Genomic DNA, 24,318 nt, shown 5'->3' with positions numbered 1-24,318 from the left:
GTTTCGGACCACGGGCGGGCGGCGACCCTTGCCTGCCTGTCGCGTGGAACCCGCGCTCTATATAATGCTGGCCGCCAGCCGGCAAGCCACAAATGGCAGTTTTCGTGGCGTTTCGCCGCCTTTTCAGCCTTAGTCAGCCGCGCTTGGCATCGATGACCGCCCGCGCCAGGTCGAAGACGCCGTCGATATCGAGGGCGCTGGTATCGATCCGCACCGCGTCCTCGGCTTGCCGCAGCGGCGCCGAGGCGCGTCCGGCATCGCGCTCGTCGCGCTCGCGAATCTCCTCGAGAATGCGCTCATAGTCGACGTGGCGGCCCTTGGCGTTCAACTCGTCGGTGCGCCGACGGGCCCGCACCTCGGGCGACGCGGTGACGAAGAGCTTGACCTCGGCATCGGGACAGATCGCCGTGCCGATATCGCGGCCATCGAGGACAGCCCCCGGCGGTCGACGGGCAAAATCGCGTTGGAAAGCGATGAGCGCGGCCCGCACCTCGGGATGAACGGCGACGCGCGAGGCGAGTTCGCCGGCTTCGCGGCCGCGCAGATCGCCATCGACAATATGCGAGGGATCGAGCGCCTCGGCGACAGCCCCGGCGGCCACGGAATCGTCGAGATCAAGGCCGCGCTCAGCCATCAGGCGGCCGACGGCACGGTAGAGCAGGCCGGTGTCGAGGTATGGCAGGCCATAATGCGCGGCGAGCCGCAGCGCCAGCGTGCCCTTGCCGGCGCCGGCCGGCCCGTCAATGGCGATGATCATCAGGCTGCAGGCTCCGGAGTTTCGAAAAGGGCGCCGAGCCCGCCCATCAGCGCCGCGAAGCCGGGGAACGGCATCGCGATGGTGCGCGCGTCTTCGACCAGGACACCGTTCGCGGCGCCGAGGCCGAGCACGAGCGCGCTCAGGGCGATGCGCGGGTCGGCACCGGCCGCGACGCGGCCACCACCGGCCGGCCTGAGGCTGCCGGTGACGGTCAGCGATTCCGGGCCTTCCTCATGCTCGACGCCATTGGCCGCGAGCGCCGCGGCGAGGGCCGAGAGGCGGTCCGTGTCCTGCTGTCGCAATTCGCCGAGCCCGTCCATCACCGTCTTGCCTTCCGCAAAGGCCGCGGCGACCGCGAGCACCGGATAGTCATCGATCATCGCCGCGGCACGGGCCGGGGGCACGACGATCCCCTTGAGGCGGCTGGCGTGGACACGGAGATCAGCAACCGGTTCGCCGGCCACCATGCGATGATTGTCGAACGCGATGTCGCCACCCATCTCGACGAGCGTCTCGATCAGGCCGATCCGCAACGGATTGACGAGGACGCCCTCGATCGTGACATCCGAACCCTCGATGACGAGCGCCGCGACGATGACAAACGCAGCCGCGCCGGGGTCGCCTGGAACGACAAGGCGCTGCGGCTTCAGATCCCGCCGGCCTTCGACACGGATGACACGGGCTCCCTCGCCATCGCGGTCGATTTCGAGCGCCGCCCCAAATGCGGCCAGCATGCGCTCGCTGTGATCGCGGGTGGCCACGGGCTCGATGATGCTGGTGACGCCGGCCGTATTGAGCGCGGCGAAGAGCACCGCCGACTTGGCCTCCGCCGAACCCGCCGGAAGGCGATAATCGATCGGCAGGGCAACATCGGCGCCCCGGATCGTGAGGGGCAGCCGATCGCGCGAGCGGGCGACAACCTGCGCGCCCATCCGCCGAAGCGGCTCCAATACGCGCCCCATGGGGCGCGCGCGGAGCGTGGCACCGGCACTGAAGGTGGCCGCAATCGCCTGGCTCGCGACCAGTCCGATCGCAAGGCGGACCGTCGTGCCGGAATGGCCGCATTCAACCACGTCCTCAGGCTCGAGAAAGCCCCCGACGCCGACGCCCTTGACGCGGATTGTCCCGGCTGGATCGACCGCTACGGTGGCCCCGAAGGCCTGCATGGCACGCACGCTCGCCGCGATGTCCTCGCGGCCGATAAGGCCCTCGATCACCGTCTCGCCGATCGCGAGCGCCCCCAATATCAGGGCGCGATGTGAAATCGAGGCATCGGCGGGCATGCGGACACGGCCCGTCAGCGGGCCGGAGGCGAAGGCCTTGAGCGGCCCGGCGGTCGCGCCGGCGGCTGTCGACATGATCGGCTCCTCTGGCCTGGCGCGGGTGCGCCGGTTGGGATCTTTGCCTGAGGTCGGATAGCATGGGTCCCGACGGCCCGCCACCTGCCCTTCGCCGCCTCCGGCGACGGGTTTCGCGCCTTGCCCAGGTGATTTCGTTTTGACAGCGCCCGGACAAAGCATTATGGGGGCCGCGCTCCATGAACCAGCGAGGCACGACGTGGCGAAAGCGGAACTCGGCACCAAACGTGTCGACCCCGAAACCGGGAAGAAGTTCTACGACCTGAACAAGGATCCGATTGTATCGCCCTTCACGGGCCAGTCCTATCCGCGGTCCTATTTCGAGAGCGGCCCCGCCAAGGCACGGCCGGTCGCGGCGCGCGCCGTCGAGGAGGACGAGGCGGAGGAGGAGGTTGCCGACACCGCCGAGTTCATCAGCCTCGAGGAAGCCGATTCGGAAACAGCCGATGCCGGCGCCGTCGAGGCCGAAACCGATGACGACGACGTCGTGATCGAAGACGACGAAGGCGATGTCTTCATCGAGGAGGAAGAAGAGGAAGGCGACGACGTGGCCGACATCATCGGCGGCGTCGACGACGAGGAGCCGTAGTCGGCAAAAAGCCCCGTCGCCACGCTCCCCTGTGGGTATGTCGATTGTGGCTTGATTTGAAAATGAACGCGGCCTAAGTATCGCGCCGCGCCGGAGGGGCCCCAACCTCTCCGCAGGAAAAGGCGGGGCCATAGCTCAGTTGGGAGAGCGCTTGAATGGCATTCAAGAGGTCGTCGGTTCGATTCCGATTGGCTCCACCACTTCCGCGAAACGACGCGACAAGCCGCCCTCGGGGCGGCTTTTTCGTTTCCAAAGCTCATCGCGCGGGATCACCTGGAACTCCCGGTCGGCGCGCCCTGCGGTTACGCACGAAGCCGGCTTGCATCGGCGGGGCCGAATGGCCACATCTTCTGCCGTATGGAAAGGCGGGAGACGATGCAGAGCTACAGGGTGTTCATGATCGGCGGTCGCAGCGCGAGCTGGCAGGACAAGCTCAAGCTGGCTCTTCTGGCGCTTGCCGGCGGTGCCGTTCTCGTCGCCGCCGTCATTTTGTCCCTCGGTCTGGCGCTGGTGCTGATCCCGCTCGGCTTCGTCGCTTATCTCTTCCGTCGGCCCCTGCTGCGCGCCCTCTTCCGCCAGGCAAGCCGCAGCATGGGAACCCCTCCGCCGACCGGCGCCCCCGATGGCGAGCCGCGCCGACCGGCGCCGACCGGGACGGTGACGATCGAGACCGATTACCGCGTCGTGGAGACGCGTGAAGAGGGTCGTCCGCGCACTTAAGGGAACTTTGCGCCGCCCATGCGTTGTCTTCGAAAGGAGATCACGCATGGCAATCCGCAACGAACCCGAAGAAATCCGCAACGCGCCGCGCAAGTCGACGGACGATGCAAGGCAGGCCGTCGCGCCGCATACGCTTCGCTACATGCTGGCGATCGGCCTAGTCGGCGTCATCGTCGCGTTCGCGATCATCTATTTCGTCTTCGTCTGATGGAGTTCAGGGCTGGGCGGACATGGTCTGCCCGACTTCCTCGGCCACCGTCTCGCCCGGCTTTGCCCGAGCGTCGCGCTGTTCGCGCAGGAAGATGAAGAGGCCAGAGGCAACGATGATGGCGGCGCCCACGATGACATTCCATTTGAGGCCGTCGCCAAAGAACAGCCAGCCGAACAGAACCGCCCACAGGATCATCGTGTACTGGTAGGGCACGACGACAGAAGCCGGGGCGAGCTTCAGCGAACGGTTGACACAGAGACTTGCGACCAGCGCCACGATTCCCACCAACGAGAGCAGTGCGAAGTCGCGCAGCCCGGGCATGACCCATGCGAACGGCGCCGTCACGGCGCCGGCCGTCATGGCCGCCGTGGTCGAAAAGGCGAGCAGCGTGCTGTCCTTGGTCCCGCGCAGCTGGCGCGTGACGATCATCAGCACCGAAAAGATCATCGAGCCGGCGATGGCCACCAGCGCCGGCGGCGTCAGGCTCGCGGCCGACGGCTTGAGCACGAAGACGACGCCGATGAACCCGATAAGGATGGCGATCCAGCGCTGCCGGTCGATGCGCTCCTTTAACACCGTGGCGGAGAGCGCCGCGACATAGATCGGGCCGGCGAGATAATAGGTCATCACATCCGCGAGCGGCAGCGACCGAACCGCCCAGTAAAAGCAGCCGACCTCGATGGTCGCGAGCATGACACGCGTCAATTGCAGCAACGGCTTCGGCGCTGCCAGCAGCCCGGCAAATCCGCCGTCGCGGTGGATAAACGGCGCCAGCAGCACCAGAGCAGCAATGGAGCGGAACAGCAGCACCATGCTGACCGAATAGGTTCCGACCAGCCACTTGCCGAGCGCGTCATTGACGGAAAACAGGAAGATTCCCAGCATCATCAGGAGGATGCCGAGAATCGGTCCTGACAGCCGGCGCGGGGTGCCGGGAGAGGCTGGAGCGTTCTGGGAAGGGGGCATGGGGCGGGTCGGGGCGTTCGCGGAAGGCGGAGTTTGCATGGAAGCCCAGCGAACGCAATTGCCGGCCATCGGATGGGCGGGGGCGCTTGCTGCCGAATGCAGGTGTCCTCCGAGATTTCGGTTGCATTTTCGGCACCGAGTCGGCATATAGCGCTTGACGATCATCGTGATCGCGCTGTGCCATGTGGAAATTTCCCGTGGTTCCACCCGCCAGGTGCGGGCACGACCCAGTCCTCTGGCCCCTTCGCGCGTGGGTTAAGACACCAGATGGATGCGAAAAGCATCCGCGAAGTTAGGCCTTTTTCTTGAATCAATTGAACTCTTTTGCGGATTTGGCACTTGCCGAACCGCTGCTGCGTGCGCTCGGCCAGGCTGGTCTCGTGACCCCGACGCCGATCCAGGCAGAAGCCATCCCTGCCCTTCTCGAAGGTCGCGATATGCTTGGCATCGCGCAGACCGGAACGGGCAAGACCGCAGCCTTCGGGCTCCCCCTCCTGCAGCAGCTCTCGCGTCGCCCGGAAGGGCTTGAGCCGAAGAGCGTGCGTGCTCTCATTCTCGCCCCGACGCGCGAACTCGCGATCCAGATCGATGCCGAGCTGCGGAAATACGGTCGCTTCATGGGCGTGCGCCATGCGCTCGTCTATGGCGGTGTCGGCCACACGCCGCAGATCCGCGCCCTCGAAAAGGGCGTCGACATTCTGGTCGCGACGCCGGGCCGGCTGCTGGATCATATGCAGGCTGGCGCGGTCAAGCTCGACCGCGTGACGCATCTCGTCCTCGACGAGGCCGACCGCATGCTCGACATGGGCTTCGTGCGCGACGTGATGAAGATCGTCGCGCTGCTGCCGGTCGCCCGCCAGTCGCTGCTGTTCTCGGCCACGATGCCGGCCGAAGTGGCTGTCCTTTCGCGCAAGATCCTCAAGGATCCGATGCGCGTCGAAGTGACACCCGAAGTCGTTACGGTCGAGCGGATCGACCAGCGGCTCTATCCCGTTCCGACCGGAGAGAAGCGCGGCTTCCTCGTCGATCTCCTGGCCGATGAAAAGATGCAGCGCGTGATCGTTTTCACGCGGACGAAGCACGGCGCCGACCGCGTTGCGCAACATCTGCAGAAGGCGCGCATCGAAACCTTGGCGCTGCATGGCAACAAGTCCCAAGGTGCGCGTCAGAAGGCCCTCGCGGGGTTCAAAGACGGCAGCCTCCGCGTGCTGGTTGCGACCGACATTGCCGCTCGCGGCATCGACGTCGCCGATATCACTCATGTCGTCAACTTCGACTTGCCGGACGAACCGGAGGCCTATGTCCATCGCATTGGACGGACGGCACGTGCCGGTCGGGAAGGCATTGCCTACTCTCTCTTCGACGCTGGCGAATCTGCGCGCCTGAAGGCGATCGAACGGCTCATCCGCCGGCCGATCCCCCAGGTCGCGACGCATTTCAAGGCCCAGACGCCGATCGCCCGCCCCGCTGCCGATACGCAGCGTGGTGAATTGGCCGGCCGTGAGGGACAGCCCATGCAGCAAAAGAGCAAGAAAAACCGGTGGCGCAACCAACAACGCCGCCGCGCGGCTTGACGACGGAAGCGTCGTTAGCAAAGTTCTACCGCCAGACTGAAGGAGATTTCCATGGCGACGGGTACTGTGAAGTGGTTCAATGCGACGAAGGGCTATGGATTCATCCAGCCCGATCAGGGTGGTCAGGACGTGTTCGTTCACATCAGCGCCGTTGAGCGCGCTGGTCTGTCGACGCTTCGCGACGGCGCCAAGATCTCTTACGAGCTCGAGACCGATCGTCGTGGCAAGACCTCGGCGACCAATCTGAAGGTCTCCTGAGGAATCCCATGGCGAAGGAAGAAGCGCTCGAATTCGAGGGTATGGTGGTCGAGGTTCTGCCCGACGCCAAGTTCCGCGTGGAACTCGAGAACGGGCATGTCGTCGTCGCCTATACGGCGGGCCGGATGAAGAAGAATCGTATCAAGACCCTGGCGGGCGACCGCGTAACGGTCGAGATGACGCCTTACGATCTCGATCGTGCACGGCTGGTCTTCCGGCATAAGGGTGACTCGATGGCTCCACCATCGTCCAAGACACCCTTCCGTGGCGGTGCGGCGCGGCGACGCTGATTCCGACGCCTCGATAAAACGAACTGGCGCGAGCGATTGCGCCGGTTTTCTTTTTGGCTCGCAGCGCGCCGGCTCTGTTGCGACAGCCTTGCGGCGCAGCGACGATTTCGCTAGCGTTGTTTTAATAATGCGTGCCACTCGATCGCCGCGAGGCCTTCGGTAGTTCGCAAATGGTTATTTGAGACCTGATTCTATCGCCATTCATGAGCTCGGATGTCGTTGTTCCGAGCCCCATTTCTACAAGCAGTTTTCTGATCGCCGCCGGTCCTCAAGCCGGCGGTTTGTTTTTGTGAGGCCCCTTTTTCGCGTCGCCAAGCTTCGCGAGCAGCGGGCGCGCCGGCAAGGCAAACCACTCCACGACGATCCGCCAGGAGATCCGATGCTGAATGCCCTTCGCAGCTTCCTCGCCGAATTGACGGGCGATGATGGCGAGCGCCGTCAATTCAGTCCCGACGATCACCGGCTCGCCTCGGCGGCGCTGCTGTTTCACGTCATCGCCATCGACGGCACGGTTGCGGTGACCGAGCGGCAGCGACTGCATGATCTGCTCCAGCAGCGCTACGGTCTCGACGAGACGTCAACGGAGACGCTGATGCATGAGGCGGAACTCGCCGACCAGGAGGCCGTCGATCTCTTCCGCTTCACGCATGTCCTGAAGGAACGCCTCGACGAGAAGGACCGCGAGGCGATCATCGCGATGATGTGGGATCTCGTCTTCCAGGACGGCACGCTGCACGAGTTCGAGGACAACACGATCTGGCGCGTCGCCGAGCTGCTCGGCGTGTCAAGCGAGGCGCGGCTTCGGCTGAAACGCACGGTGCGCGAGCAGTCTGCACGCACGGCCGGCTGAGCGGCGCTGCGAAAGTCGGCGATTTGACGGGAAACTGTGCTGGCGGCGCTGTGCGGCAGCGGTTAGCCTTTTCCTGAAGTTGCATGCTCCGAGGGAGGTCTGTCGGCGCTCATGAAGCCACCGGTCCTGATCGTCCTCCACCAGGAACATTCAACCCCTGGCCGCGTCGGTCTCCGCCTCAAGGAGCGCGGCCTCTCGCTCGACATCCGCCGTCCACGCTTCGGCGATCCATTGCCGACGACGCTGGCGGATCACGCTGGCGCGATCGTCTTTGGCGGCCCGATGAGTGCCAATGACGACGAAGATTATGTCCGCCGCGAAATCGACTGGCTGTCCGTGCCACTGGCGGAGGGCGCGCCGCTGCTCGGCATCTGCCTCGGCGCGCAGATGCTGGCGAAGCAACTCGGCGCGGATGTCGGCCGCCGGGCGGATGGCCTCGTCGAGATCGGATATTATCCGCTGAAGGCGACGCCGGACGGGGATGCGCTGCTGCCCTGGCCGAGCCAAGTCTATCAGTGGCATGGCGAAGGCTTCGAATTGCCAGCCGGTGCTTCGCTGCTCGCCTCGGGCGAGCTCTTCGCCAACCAGGCTTTCCGCTATGGGCCGGCCGCCTTCGGCTTCCAGTTCCATATCGAGCTGACGCTGATGATGATGCACCGCTGGACGGTGCGCGGCGCCGAGCGCTTCACCCTTCCGGGCGCGCAGGACCGTGGCGCACATCTCGAGGGGCGGGCGCTCTACGACGCCGAAAGCTCGGCCTTTCTCGACCGCTTCCTCGGAATGTGGCTCGATCTCCCTCGCGCCGTCCCAGCCTAGGCGGCTACAAGCCGGGCCAAGTCTCGCAAACTGCGACTCCGCTTGCAAAATGCGATGCGCCAGACGTGAACGAGTCGTTAAGCCTAACGATATCTTGGCGAGATCGGCACAATTTGAACCATATCTTGTGATGTTATGGCCTATCGCTGGCTGGCAAGCCGCTTGCGACAGAGATCGCAGGCTGATCTTCAGGTTTTGCGTAATCAGCTAAGACCCGGACGGAGAGGGGGACTGTTGACCCCCGGCACCCCCTCTCCGCTCCGTCGTCACTCTCGCCTCCCCTTGCATCGGACATCGGCAGCGGATTGACTGGATATGACGGGCATCAGGCCTGTCCCAGCCGTTCCGGGGAGCGTCCTGCCCATGCCTCATTCGCGCGATCCGCTGGACATCGCGGCCTCGCTATCCTGTTGGGCTGGCAAGGTCGATCCAGTTCCTCTGCCGGGCGGACTCACCAACACCAATTTCGTCGTCAAGGATCGCGGACGCACCTATGTCGTGCGCATCGGCGGCGACATGGCCGTGCACGGCATCGTCAGGGCGATCGAACTCGCGGCGAGCCGGGCGGCAGCCGCTGCGGGCATCTCGCCAATCGTCGTCCATGCCGAGCCAGGCGCGATGGTCCTCGATTACATCGAGGGGCAGACGCTGACGGCCGCCGACATCCAGAACCCGCGCAACCTCTCGCGCCTCGTTCAGCTGATCCGCCACGCCCATCGCGACATACCGCGCTATTTCCGCGGCCCTGCGCCGATGTTCTGGCCGTTCCAGGTGATCCGCGACTACACCCACACGCTCGAGGAGGGCGAGAGCCACTATCTGCCGATGCTGGTGCGCTTGCTTGACGCCGCCGACCGGCTGGAGACCGCGGTCGGCCCGATCGAACTGGTCTTCGGCCACAACGACCTGCTCGCTGCCAACTTCATCGATGACGGCACAAGGCTCTGGCTGGTCGACTGGGACTATGCTGGCTTCAATTCACCGTTGTTCGATCTCGGCGGCCTCGCCTCGAACAACCTGCTCGGCCCGGCCGAGACCGAAACGCTCTTGGAGCTCTATTTCCAGCGGCCGCTCGATAACACCCTGCGCCGCAAGGCGCTGGCCATGCAGGCCGCCTCGCTGCTGCGCGAGACAATGTGGAGCATGGTCTCGGAGATCCACAGCAGCCTGCCGATCGACTACGAACCCTACACGGCCGAAAATCACCGCCGCTTCGAGGCGGCGCTCGCCGCCTTCGACGCGCAGCCGCGCTGAGGCGCCAGGGTCTCACCATCCAGGACATCACCATGCAGCACCTCGCGCAGGGCGACCTTCCCGCCTCGGCCAAGATCATCATCATCGGCGGCGGCATCGTCGGTGCCTCGGTCGCTTACCATCTCGGCGCGATGGGGCTGACCGACGTGCTGCTGATTGAGCGAGGGCGGCTGACCTCTGGTTCGACCTGGCATGCGGCCGGGCTCGTCGGCCAGCTCCGCACCTCGGCCAATATCACGCAGTTGCTTGGCTATTCGGTCGCCCTCTATGACCGGCTCGAGGCCGAGACGGGACAGGCGACCGGCTGGAAGCGCAACGGCGGCCTGCGGCTTGCCTGCAACGCGGCGCGTTGGACCGAGGTGAAGCGCCAGGCGACGACTGCGCGGTCCTTCGGGCTCGAAATGGCACTGCTCTCGCCAAAGGAGGCGCAGGATCTCTGGCCGCTGATGCAGGTCGACGACGTCGTCGGCGCTGCCTTCCTGCCGACAGACGGACAAGCCTCGCCCTCCGACATCACCGCGGCGCTGGCCAAGGGCGCACGGATGAAAGGCGTCACCATCCGCGAGGGCGTCAGCGTCACCGGCATCAAGGTCGAGGACGGTGCCGTTACCGGCATCGAGACCAACCAGGGCCGCATCGACTGCGACAAGCTTGTCATCTGCGCCGGGCAATGGTCGCGCGAACTCGGCCGCCTCGCCGGCGTGAACATTCCGCTCGTCTCGGTACAGCACCAATATCTCATCACCGAGCCGATCCCCGGCGTCACCTCGGATCTGCCGACACTGCGCGACCCCGATCGCCTGACCTACTGGAAGGAAGAAGTTGGCGGCCTCGTCATGGGCGGCTATGAGCCGAACCCGAAGCTGTGGGATGTAGACCCGCCGCCGGCCGACTTCGCATTCCAGCTGCTCGAAAACGATCTCGATCATTTCGAGCCGATCATGGGCGAGGCGCTTGGACGCGTTCCGGCGCTGGCCGAAGCAGGCATCCGCCAGTTCATCAATGGCCCCGAGAGCTTTACGCCGGATGGCAATTTCATCCTCGGCGAGGCCCCGGAGGTGAAGAACATCTTCGTCGGTGCCGGCTTCAACGCCTTCGGCATCGCATCGGGCGGCGGCGCCGGCATGGCACTGGCCGAATGGGTCGCGGAGGGCGCGCCGCCCTTCGATCTCTGGCCCGTCGATATCCGCCGCTTCGGCCGCAATCACCGCGATCTAGGCTTCATCCGCGCTCGCACGCTGGAAGCCTATGCCCGGCACTACACAATGGCCTGGCCGTTCGAGGAGACCGAGGCGGGCCGGCCGCTACGCCGTTCGCCGCTCTATGACCGGCTGAAGGCTGCCGGCGCCGTGTTCGGTGAAAAGCTCGGCTTCGAGCGCGCCAATTGGTTCGCCGATGCCGGCCTCGGCGAGGAGCCGCGCGACCGCTACAGCTATGAAAGGCCAAACTGGTTCGCGGCGGTCGGGCGCGAGCACCGGTCGGCACGCGAGGCGGCGGTGCTGTTCGACCAGACGTCCTTCGCCAAGTTCGAGCTTTCCGGCCGAGACGCCGAAAGTGCGCTCTCCTATATCGCGGCCAACGACGTCGCCAAGCCCGTCGGGCATCTCGTCTATACGCAGATGCTGAACGATGCCGGCGGCATCGAATGCGACCTGACCGTCTCCCGCCTTGCTGAAGATCGCTACTACATCGTCACGGGCACGGGCTTCGCGACGCATGACTTCCACTGGATTGCGCGCGGCATTCCCTCCGGCATGGATGCGCGACTCTCCGACGTCACCTCGGCCTATGCGACGCTCGTCCTCATGGGACCGAAGGCGCGCGAGATCCTCACCACGATCAGCCGTGACGACCTCTCCTGTGCCGCCTTCCCGTTCGGCCGCGCCCGCTGGATTTCAGCCGGCGGCTGCCCCGTCCTGGCACTCCGCGTCACTTACGTCGGCGAGCTCGGCTGGGAACTGCATGTGCCGACCGAGTTCGCGCTGACGCTGTTCGACGCGCTGACCGCCGCCGGTGTGCCGCACGGTCTTGCGCTCGCCGGCTACCGGGCGATCGAATCGTTGCGGCTCGAAAAGGGCTACCGTGCCTGGGGCGCGGAGATTGGGCCTGACCATTCGCCGCTGGTCGCCGGGCTCGGTGCCTTCGTGAAACTGAAGAAGCCGATCGATTTCCGCGGTCGCCCCGCGATAGAGGCTCAGGCCAGGAAGCCATTGCCCCGCCTCCTCGCCGCCTTCACCACCGAGGATCCCGACATCGTCCTGCTCGGCCGCGAGACGATCTATCGCGACGGTGTCCGCGTCGGCTGGCTGGCCAGCGGCGGCTTCGGCTACACGATCGGCAAGCCCGTCGGCTATGGCTATGTGCGCCGCCCCGAAGGCGTCGATCGCGACTTCGTGCTCTCCGGTCGTTACGAGCTCGAAGTCGCCGGAGAGCGCGTTGCCGCGACCGCTCATCTCGATCCGCTCTATGACCCGAAGGGCGAAAAGATTCGCGCCTGAAGTTGATCCGGTCGCTTGACAGCTTGGGAATACGGGTGTTCGTCAGGCCGAATTGCGTGCAATAACATAGAGTTATTCTAATGTATCCCGTTTCGCGCCGCGCGTTCCTTCGGCGAGCCGTTCTTGGTGGCGCCGCCCTGATCGGCAGTCCCGCGCTTGTTGCCGGCGCGGCTCGCCCAGCCCGGGCGGAAGGCGCCACGCTCGCGGTCTATAACGGACAGCACCGGCCGCCCGTCGAGGCGCTCATCGCCGCCTTCACGGCAGCGACCGGGATCGATGTTTCCGTCCGCCACGGATCGAGCGCGCAGCTTGCCAGCCAGTTGATCGAGGAGGGAGACCATTCCCCGGCCGATCTCTTCTGGTCGGAGGAAAGCCCCTCGCTGTTCGCCCTGTCTGAGAAGGGTCTCCTGGCGCCGCTGAAGAGCGACACGCTGGCGTCGGTCCCCGCCAATTATTCCGCCAAGGACGGCACCTGGATCGGCGCCACCGCGCGCTGCCGCGTCGTCGTCTACAACAAGGCGGCCGTCGATCCGAAGACACTGCCGCCATCCGTGCTCGATTTCGCAAGCGAAGCCTATGCCGACAAGGTCGCCTTCGCGCCGGCGAGCGGCGCCTTCCAGCAGCAGATCATGGCGGTCATGATCCTCCGAGGCCGGGAGGCCGCGCTCGCCTGGCTGAAGGGCCTCAAGCAGTATGGCCGGGTCTATAATTCCGATTCCGCGGCGGTCGAAGCGGTCGAAGGCGGCGACATCCCCATCGCGCTGTCCAACAACTACTATTGGCATGCGCTCGCCCGCGAGATCGGAGCCGAGGATGTCCAGTCCGCGATCTACAATATCGGCCATGGCGATCCCGGCACGCTGATCACCGTTTCCGGCGCCGGCGTCCTCAAATCGGCGAAGAACGCGGAAGCTGCCCAGCGCTTCGTCGCCTACATGGTCAGCGCCGAGGGCCAGGCGGCCATCGTCGGCGCGATCGCGGAATATCCGCTGCGGCCCGGCGTCGTCTCGCCTTTTCCGCTGACACCCTTCGAGACGCTCGATCCCGCTCCCGTGACGCCGAACCAGCTCGGCGATGCCGGTGCGGCACTCGAATTGCTGCGTGAGGCGGAACTGGCTTGAGCGAGAGCTTCGGCGATCTGGCCGGCGTCATCGCCTCGCCGCGTCCCCGCCGCGGCCGCAGGCGGCGTACGTTGCCGCCCTTTCTTGTCCTCGCCGCGCTTGTGCCGACAGCGCTGATCGCGCTCCCAATCATCTATGTGCTGATCCGCTCTGTCGATGCGGGCTGGGCTGGCATCGCCGAGGAGCTTTTCCGCCAGCGCACGCTGATGCTGTTCTGGAACACGAGCGTGCTCACCTTCTCGGTGACCATTCTCGCTCTCCTGATCGGCTTTGCCGGCGCTTGGTGCACCGAGCGCTCCGACCTGCCCGGACGGGCGCTTTGGCGCATCCTCTTCTGCCTGCCGCTCGCCATGCCGGCCTTCGTCGCGAGCTTCGCCTGGAAGTCGATCGGTCCAGCCTTCCAGGGCCTTCCCGGCGCTATCCTGATCCTCTCGATGGAGAGTTTTCCCCTCGTCTTCCTGCCCGTCGCGGCGGCGCTGCGCAGCATGGATCCGGGGCCCGAGGAAGTGTCCCGTTCGCTCGGGCAGGGTCCCCGGGCCACCTTCCTCAAGGTGATCGTGCCGCGGGCTTTGCCAGCGGCCGGCGGCGGCGCGCTGCTGGTTGCGGCGCATATGCTGTCGGAGTTCGGTGCGCTGTCGCTTCTGCGCGTGCAGACGCTGACGACGGCGATCTTCCAGCAATATGAACTGCAATTCGACAATGCCAGCGCTGCTGTCCTCTCGGCGATGCTGATGCTGTTCTGCCTGCCGGTGGCCTTTGGCGAGATCTATCTGCGCGGCAGCCAACGCCGCGACAAGGTCGGCCGCAGCGCGGTGCGCGGCCGACGTCTGGCAAAGCTTGGAAGCTGGACGCTGCCGGCGATTGCCTTCTTCGCGCTCATTGCGGTGATCTCGCTCGGTGTGCCGTTCGGCCGGCTCGGCTATTGGCTGCTGCGCGGCGTGTCCGCCGGGCGCGGGTTAGAGGCGATCGGTCCGGCGCTGTGGGGATCGCTGTCTCTCGCCATCCCCGGCACCTTCGTCACCACGCTGGTGGCGCTGCCGCTCGTGCTGGTGGCGCTTCGCGGCGGCGGGCGCCTCGCGCGCCTCGCCGAGCGCCTTCCCTATGTGGTGCACGGATTGCCCGGGCTCGTGGTGGCGCTCGCGCTCGTCTATGCGTCGATCCGCCTGCTGCCGGCGGTCTACCAGACGCGAGCGGTGCTCTTCGCCGCCTATGCCATCCTCTTCATGCCGCTCGCTCAATCGGCGCTGCGCGCCTCGGCCGAGCTGGTCTCGCCGGAAATGGAGGATGTCGCCCGCACGCTCGGCCGCGGCGCCTTCGCCGCCTTCGTCTCCGTGACGCTGCCGGCGCTTGCGCCCGGCTTCGGCGCCGGCCTCGCCCTCGTCGCGCTCGAACTGATGCGCGAACTGACCGCCACGTTGATCCTTGCGCCTACCGGCGTCGCGACGCTCGCCACCGAGGTCTGGTCGCTGACGAGCGATGGCGCCTATGCCGCGGCGGCGCCCTTCGCCGCGGCGCTGGTCGTGATCTCTGGCGTCCCGGTCTATGTCTTCACGCTGAGAACGCTCGACCCGCGCAGTCACCGGGTCCGGCAGGCGCCACAGCGTAGCTGAGCCCGCCCCGAGGCATTTCCTGATGGTCTTTGCGCGCCGTCTGCGGCGAAGCCGCTCGACAATGCCCTAAGTCTCGCCTCAATTAGCGATCACGACTTCTGCCCGGCCGTGCAACCAGCATGCTGGCCGGACCGAGAAAGACGCCGCGGGTCTTGAGATCAAGCGCGGTTTAATAAAATTTTAGCCATGATGGTCTTCGCACCGACCGTCCTGGCTGCAGCCGGCGCCGTGCAGAATGCAGGGCTACGGCGCGAGCCGACTGGTGGGTAAGCGGTTCGATATCTGTGGGCTCGGCATCATTCGAAGGATTCTGGAATGACACCACCTGGAAAATCGGCAGCACTGCGAGTTCCGCTGCGCTCGGCGAGCGCCGATACCGGCGCCGCCGGATTTGAAGCGGCCGTGCGCAATGCCGCCGCCGCACGCCTGAGGCCACGTTCCGCAGACGGCGCTCGCGATAAGCTGGTGGCCTTTCCTGGCTTTGAACCGTCTCAGCCCGCCGCCCAAGCATCCGAAGCTGCGCCCGATCTCGGCGGCGAGCTTGAAGCCGCGCTGATGAGCGATCTGCAGTCGATGGTGGCACTCTTCGACGAGGTCGCGCGGACGCCCACGGAACCAGCACCTCAAGCGCCGGCAGCCAGCCCTCCACCGGCGGCCGCCCTGCCGCCCGAGGCCTCCGAGCCTGATCAGGAAGCGCTCGACCGCCTTCTTGCGAGCATCCGCCAGAGCGACCGGGACGCACGCCGGGCGGCGCCCGCCGTCCCCGAGCCTGATCTCGACCACCCGGATTTTCCGCGCGGCAGCTTCAACGAAGACGATATCGGCAGCGAGCCCATTGCATATGTCCCCGTCGCGGGAAGCGCTGTTGCGCGCTCCCCGGCTACCGAAGCACCAATGCCGAAGCGCAATCCGAACTCGCCGCGTCCCGGCGGCCGCGAAGACCGCCTCAATTCGCCCCTGCCGCGGGCTCGCAAGGCGGCCGCGAGCCCTGCTGCGGCGTCGCGCATCGCCAGCAAGTCCGAGCCGGTCCCGGCGCTGCGCCTTCCCATGCCCGGCGCCCGGCGCGCCTATGTGAAACCGGTGATCGCCGTTTCGCTGCTGATCCTCCTTGCGACCGTGGGCGCTGGGATGACGATCCGGGCGCTGACGGCGCGCAACGATACTGCGCCCTCCGAGGCCACAGCGGCTCCCGCGACAGCGGCGCCCGCCGCCGCCGTCGCCGCAGCAGAGCCGGCCAAGGTCGACGACAAACCCGCTGCGACTGACACCGGATCCGCACCGACGACGATTGCCAAGATTGAGACGCAGCCGATGGCGGCCACGCCGGAGGTAGAAGCACCGGCCCGCGCTGCCGTCGACAACACCGCGCAGCATACGGTTCCCGCCGAAATGACGCAGCCGACGGTCATGCAGGTGACGCCGTCTCTCTCGCCGACCGCGCCGCTTCCGTCCGGCGAGACGCCGAGCGAAACGCCGGTCGCTGATCTAGCCGCCATGGATCCTGCGCCTGCCGCTCCGACGCCCTCCGAAACCGTCGCCACGCCGAAGCCTGCGTCTGTTGGTGGCGTGAGCGCCGGTTCGGTCAAGCCGGGTGCCGGCCGCATTGCCAGCGGCGTCAAGCTCCGGACCAATCCTGACAACGGCGCGCCGGTGATCGCCGTGCTCGGCCAGGGCACGGCTGTCCAGATCGTTTCTTGCAAGGGCTGGTGCGAAGTCGTCGCCGGCGACAAGCGCGGCTTCGTCTATCAGAAGTTCCTGTCGGCGGCGGGCGGCTAGTCCGACCCCGCCTCAATTCTCGCCGCCGAGCGCGATCGCCGCGCCGGCGCCCGAGGCGAGGAAAGCCTGGAGCTGCGCGATGATCTGGCGGGCATGGCGCCCGCCGAGCCGCTCGGCTTCGTCGGCATCGCGGTTCTCGATCGCAGCGATCATCAGGTCGTGCTCGGCGACATAGGGATCGGGCAGGTGATCATCGAAGGATGAATAATAGACGCGCAGGATGCGCCTGCCTTCGTCGAGCAGGCGCGTGAAGAGCTCGGTGTAGTAGCGATTGCGCCCGGCTTCAGCGATGATGACATGGAAGTCGCGGTTGGTGCCGATCATCGCGAGGGCGTCGGCCGCGCGCACCGCTGCCGCGAACTTGACCTGCTCCGCCTTCAGCCGTGCAATGTCGGCCTCGGTCCGCTTCAGTGCCGCGAGCCGCGTCGTGACGCGGTACATCAGCGTCAGCGCGTCGAAATAGACCGGCAGATTGGCGAAGTCGATCGAAGAGACGATGGTGTTGCGATTGGGGAGCGTCGTCGCGAGCCCTTCCGCCACCAGCCGGACCAGCGCCTCTCGGACAGGCGTGCGCGACATCGAAAAGCGTTCGGAGAGCCGTGTCTCGTCAAGGCCTGAACCCGGCGGCAGGCGCATCTCAAGAATGTCGCGCTTCAGGGCGTCATAGATGAACTGCACGCCGAAACCGCGCCCCGTTTCCGGTTTCGCCGTCCGCGCCGCATCCTCGGTCACCGCTTCAGCCATAGTCTCGTCCGTTCCCGCCGTCCGGCCTTACAATGGCGGCGAACGGTGCGCAAGCTGGGGCTCGGTGCGCGGCCTTGGCGCTTTCTTAACGCCGAGCCGCTTTGCTGACCGCCGACGCGCCCGGACCCGGGCCGATGACCCGCTCTGGAACGACCTCCATGCTGATCGAAAAACGCCTCGAAGACCTCGGCATCACCCTGCCGAAGGTTCCAACGCCCGTTGGAACCTATATTCCCGCCGTGCAGATGGGCGGATTGCTGTTTCTCGGCGGGCAGGGGCCATTGCTGCCCACAGGAGAGAATGCCCTTGGCAAGCTCGGCGACGGCGTCTCCGTCGCTGAGGGTTACGACCGCGCGCGGCTCACGGGGCTCTATCTGATTGCCGTGATGAAGGAGACGCTCGGCGATCTCGACCGCGTCAAGCGCATCGGCAAGGTGCTCGGCATGGTCAACTGCGTGCCAGAGTTCGGCGATACGCCCGGCGTCATCAATGGCTGTTCCGACCTCTTCCTGCAGGTCTTCGGCGAAAAGGGGCGCCATGCTCGCTCCTCTGTCGGCATGTCGACCCTGCCGGGCAACATGACGGTCGAGATCGAATGCGTGATCGAGATCGAGCCTTGAGGCAAAACCTTCGATCGCTCAGGCCGCGCGCTCCGCGGTTCCGAATGTGACGCCCTTCTCCTTCAGCCATCTCCGATAGGCGACGGAGGAGATGTCGGCGCGAGTCGGGATTTCGGCGCGCGGCTCCAGCGGCAAGAGGCGCGGCCGCTGGTTCTCGAGGATGATGCGGTCCTGCAGGAAAATCAGCTGCTGGAAATGGATCATGCTGGTGAGGGTGCTCTCGTCATCGACGATGAACATCACCGGATGCGCGCGGCAGCGATCATGGTCCAGTGGCTGCACGAACAGGCAGATAACGTCCCAGCGGTTCGCCGCCGCCGGGCAGGTCTTGTAGAGCAGCGTCTGGAACGGCGCGGCGACGCGATACATGTATTGCGTCATGATGCCGCCCTGCGCCGAGAGTGCCGCTTGCGGCTGGAAAAACTCGCAATTGGTCGCCCAGACCTCGTCCACGTCGCGGCGGATCTCGGTCGTGTAGTGGTGCACCTCCGTATGCGGCTCGGCACCGAGGATATCGGTGTGGACGAACGGAAAATGCGCCATATCGAGAAAATTCTCGACGATCCGGAGGCCGGAAGCGCGCACGGCGACCGAGCCACAGACGACATGGCGGCGGTCCGGCTCATCGGCTTCGGGGATATCAAAGAGTTCGCGCGGCGGCGCGCCCAGCGTCGTCCAGAGATAGCCCCAGCGCTCGCGGGTTGGCAGCGGCGCCCCGAGTGAGCCGTCTGCAAGGCGCTCGCGCACCACCGGAACGCCGTCACCGTCCCGGAACACGACAAGATCGCGCCCGAGCAGGCGGTTCGGTCGCAGCTCGGCCGGGATGTCGGCCAGCGCGTCGATCACATACCAATTGTCGAGCGAAGCCTTTTCCGCCGGTCTTGCCATGTCACCGTTCTCCGATCCACCGCGTGTTGATGTCGCGTTGCCCAGACGCTAGACATGCCTGATTGTTGGGCTGACGCGCAAGACCGGATGGGCGCGGCGAGAACGTTCAGGCGGGATAAGGCGTATGCGGGAGCGGGTGGAGATGGTGTTTCTCGGCGACTTCGAACCCGACAGCTTCGCCGAATTCATGCGCCATCGCGCCCGCCGCCTGTCGATCTCAGCTGATGCCAGACGCATCGACGCCACCCGCGTCGATGTTGCGGTGGAGGGTGAGCCGGCGCTCGTCGACATGTTCGAGATGGCGTGCAGCCTCGGGCCGATCGATTGCCTTGTCCGCGAGGCCTATCGCCTGGAGCAAGGCCGCTGATGTCGGTCTCATCTTTGTTCAATCGGGGACTTTGATCATGAGCCTTGCGGAAGGCTGGTACGCCGTCGCGGTCGCCGACGATATCGAGCCCGGCACCTCGGCCGGCACACGGCTGTTCGACCAGGAGCTGGTCGTCTGGCGCGACCTCGCCGGGGTCAGCCATGTCTGGGAGGACCGCTGCCCTCATCGTGGCATGCGGCTTTCCTTCGGCTTCGTGCGCGGCAACCACATCGCCTGCCTCTATCATGGCTGGGCCTATGACACCGCCGGCCAGTGCCGCGCCATTCCGGCTCATCCGGATCTCGCCGTGCCCGAGACGATCAAGGTCGCGACCTATCACGCCGCCGAGGCGGCCGGCCTTATTTTCGTTCACTCTGCCCTCGGCGCCGAGGCACCGCCCCCGCCTGCGCCAGTGCCGTCCGGCCGCGCCCTTCGCAGCCTTTATGTCGATCTCCCGCTGCGATCGGTCGCTGCGGAGCTATCGAAAGGCTTCACGAGACAGGACGATGGCAGCTATGCCGGAACCCTCGCCGGCGTGCCGGTCCTCATATTCCTGCAGCCCTTCACCGCATCTCGGACTGCATTGCATCTGGTTCTGGCCGGTCCGGGGGATGCGGTTGCCGTCTCCGCTGCCGGCGAGGCGCTGCGCAACAGCTTCGAAGCCGCGCCCCACAGCGTGTTGGAGGCTGCAGAATGAGCCTCGCCCTGCATGATTACGAGCTGGACGCCGATTGCTACACCGTGCGCCTGCTGCTTTCGATCCTCGGCATCACAGCCGAGAAGATCGCTGTCGATGTGCATCCCGGCCATGAGCAGCGGTCGCCGACCTATCTGGCGCTCAACCCGCGAGGCAGCCTGCCGATCCTCGTCGACGGCGACCTCGTGCTCGCCGAGGCGGAAGCGATCCTTTGCTATCTCGCCCGCTCCGAACCCGCGGGCGGCGCCTTCCTCCCGGAAGAAGCCGCCCAATTCGGGCAGGTAGTGAGCTGGTTGTTCTTCGTGCGGGGGCCGCTCGGCGCGGCGACTGCGGCGCGGCTGACGGCGATGCTGGAGGCGCCCGGCGATCCGGAGGCCCTCGAGCGACAGGCCCGCGCCGCTTTTCGCGTCATGGAAGATCACATGACCACGCGGCATCTTTCCGGCGCGACGTGGTTCGTTGGCGACCGCCCGACGCTCGCCGATATCGCGCTGTTCCCACCGATTGCGCTGTCGCGCGATTTCGGTATCGACCATGACGAATATCCCGCGCTCCGCCGCTGGATGCGACGCATGCGCACGATCCCGGGCTTTATCACGATGCCGGGCATTCCGGATTATCACTGAGGAGGGCGCGATGACGCGGCTGACCCGATTTTCCGTGGCGCCGCTTTCAGGCATGACGCGCCAGCTTGCTGCCGTCGCCTCTGCGCGTGCGGCGCCCGACCTCGTCATCACCGGAGCGCGCGTGCTCTCGACCTATTCCGAGCGCATTTTGCCGGAACGGGAAATCTGGATTTCGGGTGGCCGCATCGCCGCCGTAAAGCCTTCCGGCAGTTATCGGGGCGACGCGGTGCGCTATGACGCGCGTGGCGGCATCATTGGGCCGGGCCTTGTCGACCCGCATATCCATATCGAATCGGCGATGGTGACTGCGTCGGCCTATGCCGAGGCGGCGCTGCTCAACGGGACGACGACGATCTTCTGTGACAGCCACGAGATCGGCAATGTCATGGACGTCGCCGGCATCGAGGCGATGCTGGAGGACGCGCGCGCCGCGCCGCTCTCCATCTTCCTCACCGTGCCCTCGACCGTCCCCGCGACTTCGCCCGAGCTGGAAACGGCCGGCGGCGACCTGACGCCCGATAAAATTGCCGGCCTGTTCGATCGCTGGCCGGAGGCGGTCGCGCTCGGCGAGAAGATGGATTTCGTCCCGGTCACGATGGGCGACGAGCGCAGCCATGCGATCCTCAAGGCGGCGCTCCAGCGCGGCCGTCCCGTCTCGGGCCATGTCTATGGCCGCGACTTCGTCGCCGCTTATGCGGCGAGCGGCATCACGGACACGCATGAGGCGATCGACCGTGACATTGCCGACGACCTTCTGGAAGCCGGCATCTGGATCTTCCTGCGCGGTGGGCCGCCGACCACCGCCTGGCATTCGTTGCCCGAGGCGATCAAGACCGTGACGGAACTTGGTGCCTCGACCAAGCGCATTGCCGTCTGTACCGATGATCGCGACGCTGACGACCTCGCCGATTTCGGGCTGGACTTCGTCGTGCGCGAGGCCGTGCGCGCCGGCGTGAAACCCGAGACCGCCTGGGCAATGGGCTCGCTGCATGGCGCGACGCGTTTCGGGCAGGACGGAGAAATAGGCGGACTTGGGGGTGGCCGGCGGGCCGATCTTGTCCTGATGAACGATGAGCTGGAGCCGCAATCGACCTGGTATGGCGGTGCGCTTGTCGTCGACGGGCGTCGCATAACGCCACTGCTCGATGCCGCGCTTTCCGATCGCTATCGCTATCCGGACGCGGCCTATCACACGGTCCATCTTCCCGCCGCGCTCAAGCTGACGCCTGATCTTCCGGCGGGTCCCGGGATCCTCAACGCCATCCGCACCGAGCTGCCCGGCATCACGCTGACGCATGACCGGATTGCGATCGAGCCGGCCAATGACTGGTCGACACTGTTCGATCGGCACGGCCTCTGCTTCGTCAGCGTCGTCGAGCGGCATGGCAAGAGCGATGGCAATGTCGGCCACGGCGTCTTGTCACGCTTCAGCCTCAAGCGCGGCGCTGTGGCCTCGAGTGTCGGGCATGATGCGCACAACATCATCATCGCCGGTACCAACGAGGCCGATATGCGCCTCGCGCTCGCTGCGGTCGCCGAGACGGAAGGCGGCATTGCCGTCGTCGCCGACGGCGTCGTCAAGGCGCATATCGCGCTGCCTATCGCCGGGCTTCTGTCCGACAAGCGCGTGCCGGAGGTCGCCGAGGAATTGCGGGCGCTGAAAGCCGCCTGGGCCGAGGCCGGCTGCTCGATACCGTTCATGGGATTCAATCTCATCCCGCTCTCGGTCATCCCCGAGATTCGCATCACCGATCGCGGCCTCGTCACCGTGCCCGCCATGGCGCTCGTGCCCCTGTTCGAGCCGGACTGACCGCGCATTCGCCGCCGGCCCGCCCTTGTCAGGAGGCGGCCGGAGACCGATAACCTCCGCGACAGACAGTTTGGAGGTTGAGACATGCGCGCGCGGACATTCGGACGAACCGGCCGACAGGTCAGCGAGATCGGCTTCGGCGCCTGGGCCATCGGCGCCAGTTGGGGCCATGTCGACGAGAGCGATGCGATCGCCGCGCTCAACACCGCCCTCGACGCGGGCGTGACCTTCATCGACACCGCCGATGTCTACGGCGACGGCCGGTCAGAAAAGCTGATTGCGCGCGTCCTGCGCGAACGCGGCGGCGCGCGGCCGTTCGTCGCCACCAAGGCCGGCCGCCGGCTGCAGCCGCATGTCGCCGCCGGCTATACCGCCGAGGCACTTGAAGGCTTCATCGATCGCAGCCGCGACTATCTGGAAATGGAGACGCTCGATCTCGTCCAGCTTCATTGCCCGCCGACCGATGTCTATTACCGCCCCGAGGTTTTTGCTGCGCTCGACGACTTCGTCGCGGCCGGAAAGATCGCGAATTACGGCGTCAGCGTCGAGCGGGTCGAGGAAGGGCTGAAGGCACTCGAATATCCCGGCGTCGTCTCCATCCAGATCGTCTTCAACATCTTCCGCCAGCGCCCGATCGAGCGGCTCTTCCAGCGCGCGCTGGAAAGCGAGACTGCGATCATCGCCCGCGTGCCGCTCGCGAGCGGCCTGCTCACCGGCAAGATGAAGGCGGACACGCATTTCGACGGTTCCGACCATCGCCAGTTCAACCGCCATGGCGAGGCCTTCGATGTCGGCGAGACTTTCTCGGGCGTTCCTTATGAAGCGGGTCTCGCGGCGGTCGAACGCATTCGGCCGCTGGTCGGGGGCGACACAACGATGGCCAAGTTCGCGCTGAAGTGGATCCTGATGTTCGACGCGGTAACGGTCGCCATCCCCGGCGCCAAGAACGAGGCACAGGCCCGCGCCAATGCCGAGGCCGCAACGCTGGCGCCTCTCGACGCTGCGACCATGGCGGCTCTGAAGACGATCTATGACGAGGATATCCGGCCGCACGTACACCAGCGCTGGTAGGCGGCGCTTGATCCGTCCCTGAACGTCAGGCGACACCGCCATCCTGAAACAAAAGAGCCCGCCAAAGGCGGGCTCTCATTTCATTCGGAGCAGTGGCGGGCTCAGTTGACCGCCTGAACTTCGCGCACTTCCGGGATGAAGTGGCGCAGCAGGTTCTGGATGCCGTTCTTCAGCGTCGCCGTCGAGGACGGGCAGCCGGAGCAGGAGCCGCGCATGTTCAGATAGACGATGCCGTCGCGGAAGCCCTGGAAGGTGATGTCGCCGCCATCCTGCGCCACAGCCGGGCGAACACGCGTCTCGATCAGCTCCTTGATGGTCTCGACGATCTCGCCGTCAGCCTCCTCGAAGAACTCGGCGCCGGCCTCGCCAGCCGCCGCCTGGGCAGGACCAGCCTGCACCATGACCGGAACGCCGGCCATGAAATGCTCCATGATGGCACCGAGCAGCGCCGGCTTCAGATGCTGCCACTCGCCATTCGCCTTGGTCACGCTGATGAAGTCGTGGCCGAGAAACACGCCGGACACGCCGTTGACCGAGAACAGCCGCTCGGCGAGCGGCGAACGACCGGCCTCGGCCGGATCGCGGAATTCCGCCGTTCCCTCGGGGAGCACAGGGCGTCCGGGGAGAAACTTCAGCGTCGCTGGATTGGGAGTCGCTTCGGTCTGTATGAACATCGGGGGGCCTCGCCGCAAGCTTAATTGGAATTCTTCTAAGAGTGTTGTGGGCGATCGGCGGGGCCGCTTCAAGCGGAATCACGCCCGTCGCTGTAGAAATCGTACTTTGACAGTCATGATTCAAGCGCCTGTTGCCGGCAGGTTGCAGCGAAAGGCTGTCATCGAAACGCAAT

25 protein-coding genes and 1 tRNA gene are annotated in these 24,318 nt (G+C 65.9%); 20 read left to right on the top strand and 6 right to left on the bottom strand.

The annotated features are described in order from the left end of the window. Window positions 1–133: 133 nt before the first annotated feature. Window positions 134–757: a (d)CMP kinase gene (gene cmk, locus BUB39_RS11470; RefSeq protein ID WP_073053274.1), complete on the bottom strand. Its 624-nt coding sequence runs from the start codon at window positions 755–757 to the stop codon at window positions 134–136. Further along, the gene (gene aroA / locus BUB39_RS11465; RefSeq protein ID WP_073053272.1) at window positions 757–2,115 is read right to left on the bottom strand and encodes a 3-phosphoshikimate 1-carboxyvinyltransferase; all 1,359 of its coding nucleotides are present in this window, start codon (window positions 2,113–2,115) and stop codon (window positions 757–759) included. Before aroA ends, cmk begins: the two co-directional genes overlap by 1 nt. A 199-nt stretch (window positions 2,116–2,314) precedes the next feature. Here aroA and BUB39_RS11460 point away from each other — a divergent pair, with 199 nt between their 5' ends. The 4 genes from BUB39_RS11460 to BUB39_RS25480 all read left to right on the top strand — a co-directional run bounded on the left by BUB39_RS11460 (window position 2,315) and on the right by BUB39_RS25480 (window position 3,632). Next, complete coding sequence (locus tag BUB39_RS11460) at window positions 2,315–2,704, top strand: TIGR02300 family protein (protein ID WP_073054178.1); 390 nt, start codon at window positions 2,315–2,317, stop codon at window positions 2,702–2,704. 124 nt (window positions 2,705–2,828) lie between these two features. After that, a tRNA-Ala gene (locus BUB39_RS11455) sits at window positions 2,829–2,904 on the top strand. Between the two features lie 175 nt (window positions 2,905–3,079). Further along, on the top strand, window positions 3,080–3,424 hold the full coding sequence (locus tag BUB39_RS11450) for a hypothetical protein (RefSeq protein ID WP_073053270.1): 345 nt from the start codon (window positions 3,080–3,082) through the stop codon (window positions 3,422–3,424). Between the two features lie 46 nt (window positions 3,425–3,470). Continuing rightward, window positions 3,471–3,632: a hypothetical protein gene (locus BUB39_RS25480; protein ID WP_175561831.1), complete on the top strand. Its 162-nt coding sequence runs from the start codon at window positions 3,471–3,473 to the stop codon at window positions 3,630–3,632. A gap of 6 nt (window positions 3,633–3,638) precedes the next feature. On the opposite strand, the gene BUB39_RS11445 is transcribed toward BUB39_RS25480, so the two are convergent. Next, window positions 3,639–4,601, bottom strand: a complete 963-nt coding sequence (locus BUB39_RS11445) for a DMT family transporter (protein WP_280174647.1) — start codon at window positions 4,599–4,601, stop codon at window positions 3,639–3,641. A 305-nt stretch (window positions 4,602–4,906) separates the two neighbouring features. Between BUB39_RS11445 and BUB39_RS11440 the strand changes: the two genes are divergently transcribed. From BUB39_RS11440 to BUB39_RS11395, 10 genes are all read left to right on the top strand, one after another. After that, on the top strand, window positions 4,907–6,175 hold the full coding sequence (locus BUB39_RS11440; RefSeq protein ID WP_244540229.1) for a DEAD/DEAH box helicase: 1,269 nt from the start codon (window positions 4,907–4,909) through the stop codon (window positions 6,173–6,175). A 51-nt stretch (window positions 6,176–6,226) separates the two neighbouring features. After that, entirely contained in the window at window positions 6,227–6,433 is a 207-nt protein-coding gene (locus BUB39_RS11435) for a cold-shock protein (protein ID WP_073053266.1), read from the top strand. A gap of 8 nt (window positions 6,434–6,441) precedes the next feature. Next, window positions 6,442–6,723, top strand: a complete 282-nt coding sequence (gene infA / locus BUB39_RS11430) for a translation initiation factor IF-1 (protein ID WP_073053264.1) — start codon at window positions 6,442–6,444, stop codon at window positions 6,721–6,723. Between the two features lie 379 nt (window positions 6,724–7,102). Then, window positions 7,103–7,573: a tellurite resistance TerB family protein gene (locus tag BUB39_RS11425; RefSeq protein WP_073053262.1), complete on the top strand. Its 471-nt coding sequence runs from the start codon at window positions 7,103–7,105 to the stop codon at window positions 7,571–7,573. A gap of 111 nt (window positions 7,574–7,684) precedes the next feature. Further along, window positions 7,685–8,389: a glutamine amidotransferase gene (locus BUB39_RS11420; RefSeq protein ID WP_073053261.1), complete on the top strand. Its 705-nt coding sequence runs from the start codon at window positions 7,685–7,687 to the stop codon at window positions 8,387–8,389. 363 nt (window positions 8,390–8,752) lie between these two features. Continuing rightward, complete coding sequence (locus BUB39_RS11415; RefSeq protein WP_073053260.1) at window positions 8,753–9,643, top strand: choline/ethanolamine kinase family protein; 891 nt, start codon at window positions 8,753–8,755, stop codon at window positions 9,641–9,643. 32 nt (window positions 9,644–9,675) lie between these two features. Then, on the top strand, window positions 9,676–12,141 hold the full coding sequence (locus tag BUB39_RS11410; RefSeq protein ID WP_073053259.1) for a GcvT family protein: 2,466 nt from the start codon (window positions 9,676–9,678) through the stop codon (window positions 12,139–12,141). A gap of 80 nt (window positions 12,142–12,221) precedes the next feature. Further along, the gene (locus tag BUB39_RS11405; RefSeq protein WP_073053258.1) at window positions 12,222–13,262 is read left to right on the top strand and encodes an extracellular solute-binding protein; all 1,041 of its coding nucleotides are present in this window, start codon (window positions 12,222–12,224) and stop codon (window positions 13,260–13,262) included. Then, a complete protein-coding gene (locus BUB39_RS11400; protein WP_084527251.1) occupies window positions 13,259–14,872 on the top strand; it encodes an ABC transporter permease in 1,614 nt (537 codons plus the stop codon). The genes BUB39_RS11405 and BUB39_RS11400 overlap by 4 nt, the downstream gene beginning before the upstream one ends. A gap of 315 nt (window positions 14,873–15,187) precedes the next feature. Next, a complete protein-coding gene (locus BUB39_RS11395; RefSeq protein WP_073053257.1) occupies window positions 15,188–16,648 on the top strand; it encodes an SH3 domain-containing protein in 1,461 nt (486 codons plus the stop codon). Window positions 16,649–16,660: 12 nt separating this feature from the next. Here the strand turns inward: BUB39_RS11395 and BUB39_RS11390 are convergent, their stop codons facing one another. Beyond that, window positions 16,661–17,392: a GntR family transcriptional regulator gene (locus BUB39_RS11390; protein WP_073053256.1), complete on the bottom strand. Its 732-nt coding sequence runs from the start codon at window positions 17,390–17,392 to the stop codon at window positions 16,661–16,663. A gap of 158 nt (window positions 17,393–17,550) precedes the next feature. Between BUB39_RS11390 and BUB39_RS11385 the strand changes: the two genes are divergently transcribed. Next, the gene (locus BUB39_RS11385; protein ID WP_073053255.1) at window positions 17,551–18,012 is read left to right on the top strand and encodes a RidA family protein; all 462 of its coding nucleotides are present in this window, start codon (window positions 17,551–17,553) and stop codon (window positions 18,010–18,012) included. Between the two features lie 18 nt (window positions 18,013–18,030). Here BUB39_RS11385 and BUB39_RS11380 read toward each other — a convergent pair whose 3' ends face one another. Next, window positions 18,031–18,900, bottom strand: coding sequence for an aromatic ring-hydroxylating oxygenase subunit alpha (locus tag BUB39_RS11380; protein WP_073053254.1), 870 nt, complete (start codon window positions 18,898–18,900; stop codon window positions 18,031–18,033). Between the two features lie 124 nt (window positions 18,901–19,024). On the opposite strand from BUB39_RS11380, the gene BUB39_RS11375 reads away from it, so the two are divergent. From BUB39_RS11375 to BUB39_RS11355, 5 genes are all read left to right on the top strand, one after another. Then, a complete protein-coding gene (locus BUB39_RS11375) occupies window positions 19,025–19,267 on the top strand; it encodes a hypothetical protein (protein WP_073053253.1) in 243 nt (80 codons plus the stop codon). 37 nt (window positions 19,268–19,304) lie between these two features. Next, window positions 19,305–19,964, top strand: coding sequence for a Rieske (2Fe-2S) protein (locus BUB39_RS11370; RefSeq protein WP_073053252.1), 660 nt, complete (start codon window positions 19,305–19,307; stop codon window positions 19,962–19,964). Next, window positions 19,961–20,590: a glutathione S-transferase family protein gene (locus BUB39_RS11365; protein ID WP_073053251.1), complete on the top strand. Its 630-nt coding sequence runs from the start codon at window positions 19,961–19,963 to the stop codon at window positions 20,588–20,590. The genes BUB39_RS11370 and BUB39_RS11365 overlap by 4 nt, the downstream gene beginning before the upstream one ends. Before the next feature lie 10 nt (window positions 20,591–20,600). After that, window positions 20,601–22,400 carry an adenine deaminase C-terminal domain-containing protein gene (locus BUB39_RS11360; protein WP_073053250.1) on the top strand — a complete coding sequence of 600 codons (1,800 nt, stop codon included), beginning with the start codon at window positions 20,601–20,603 and terminating at the stop codon, window positions 22,398–22,400. An 84-nt stretch (window positions 22,401–22,484) separates the two neighbouring features. Further along, window positions 22,485–23,471 carry an aldo/keto reductase gene (locus BUB39_RS11355; protein ID WP_073053249.1) on the top strand — a complete coding sequence of 329 codons (987 nt, stop codon included), beginning with the start codon at window positions 22,485–22,487 and terminating at the stop codon, window positions 23,469–23,471. Window positions 23,472–23,572: 101 nt separating this feature from the next. Here the strand turns inward: BUB39_RS11355 and BUB39_RS11350 are convergent, their stop codons facing one another. After that, window positions 23,573–24,145 carry a NifU family protein gene (locus BUB39_RS11350; protein ID WP_073053248.1) on the bottom strand — a complete coding sequence of 191 codons (573 nt, stop codon included), beginning with the start codon at window positions 24,143–24,145 and terminating at the stop codon, window positions 23,573–23,575. Between the last annotated feature and the right edge of the window lie 173 nt (window positions 24,146–24,318).

Origin of the sequence: Kaistia soli DSM 19436, assembly GCF_900129325.1 — a bacterium.
Lineage (GTDB): Bacteria > Pseudomonadota > Alphaproteobacteria > Rhizobiales > Kaistiaceae > Kaistia > Kaistia soli.
Note: the sequence above shows the minus strand (reverse complement) of the source record. Positions and strands in the feature narration are given on the sequence as shown.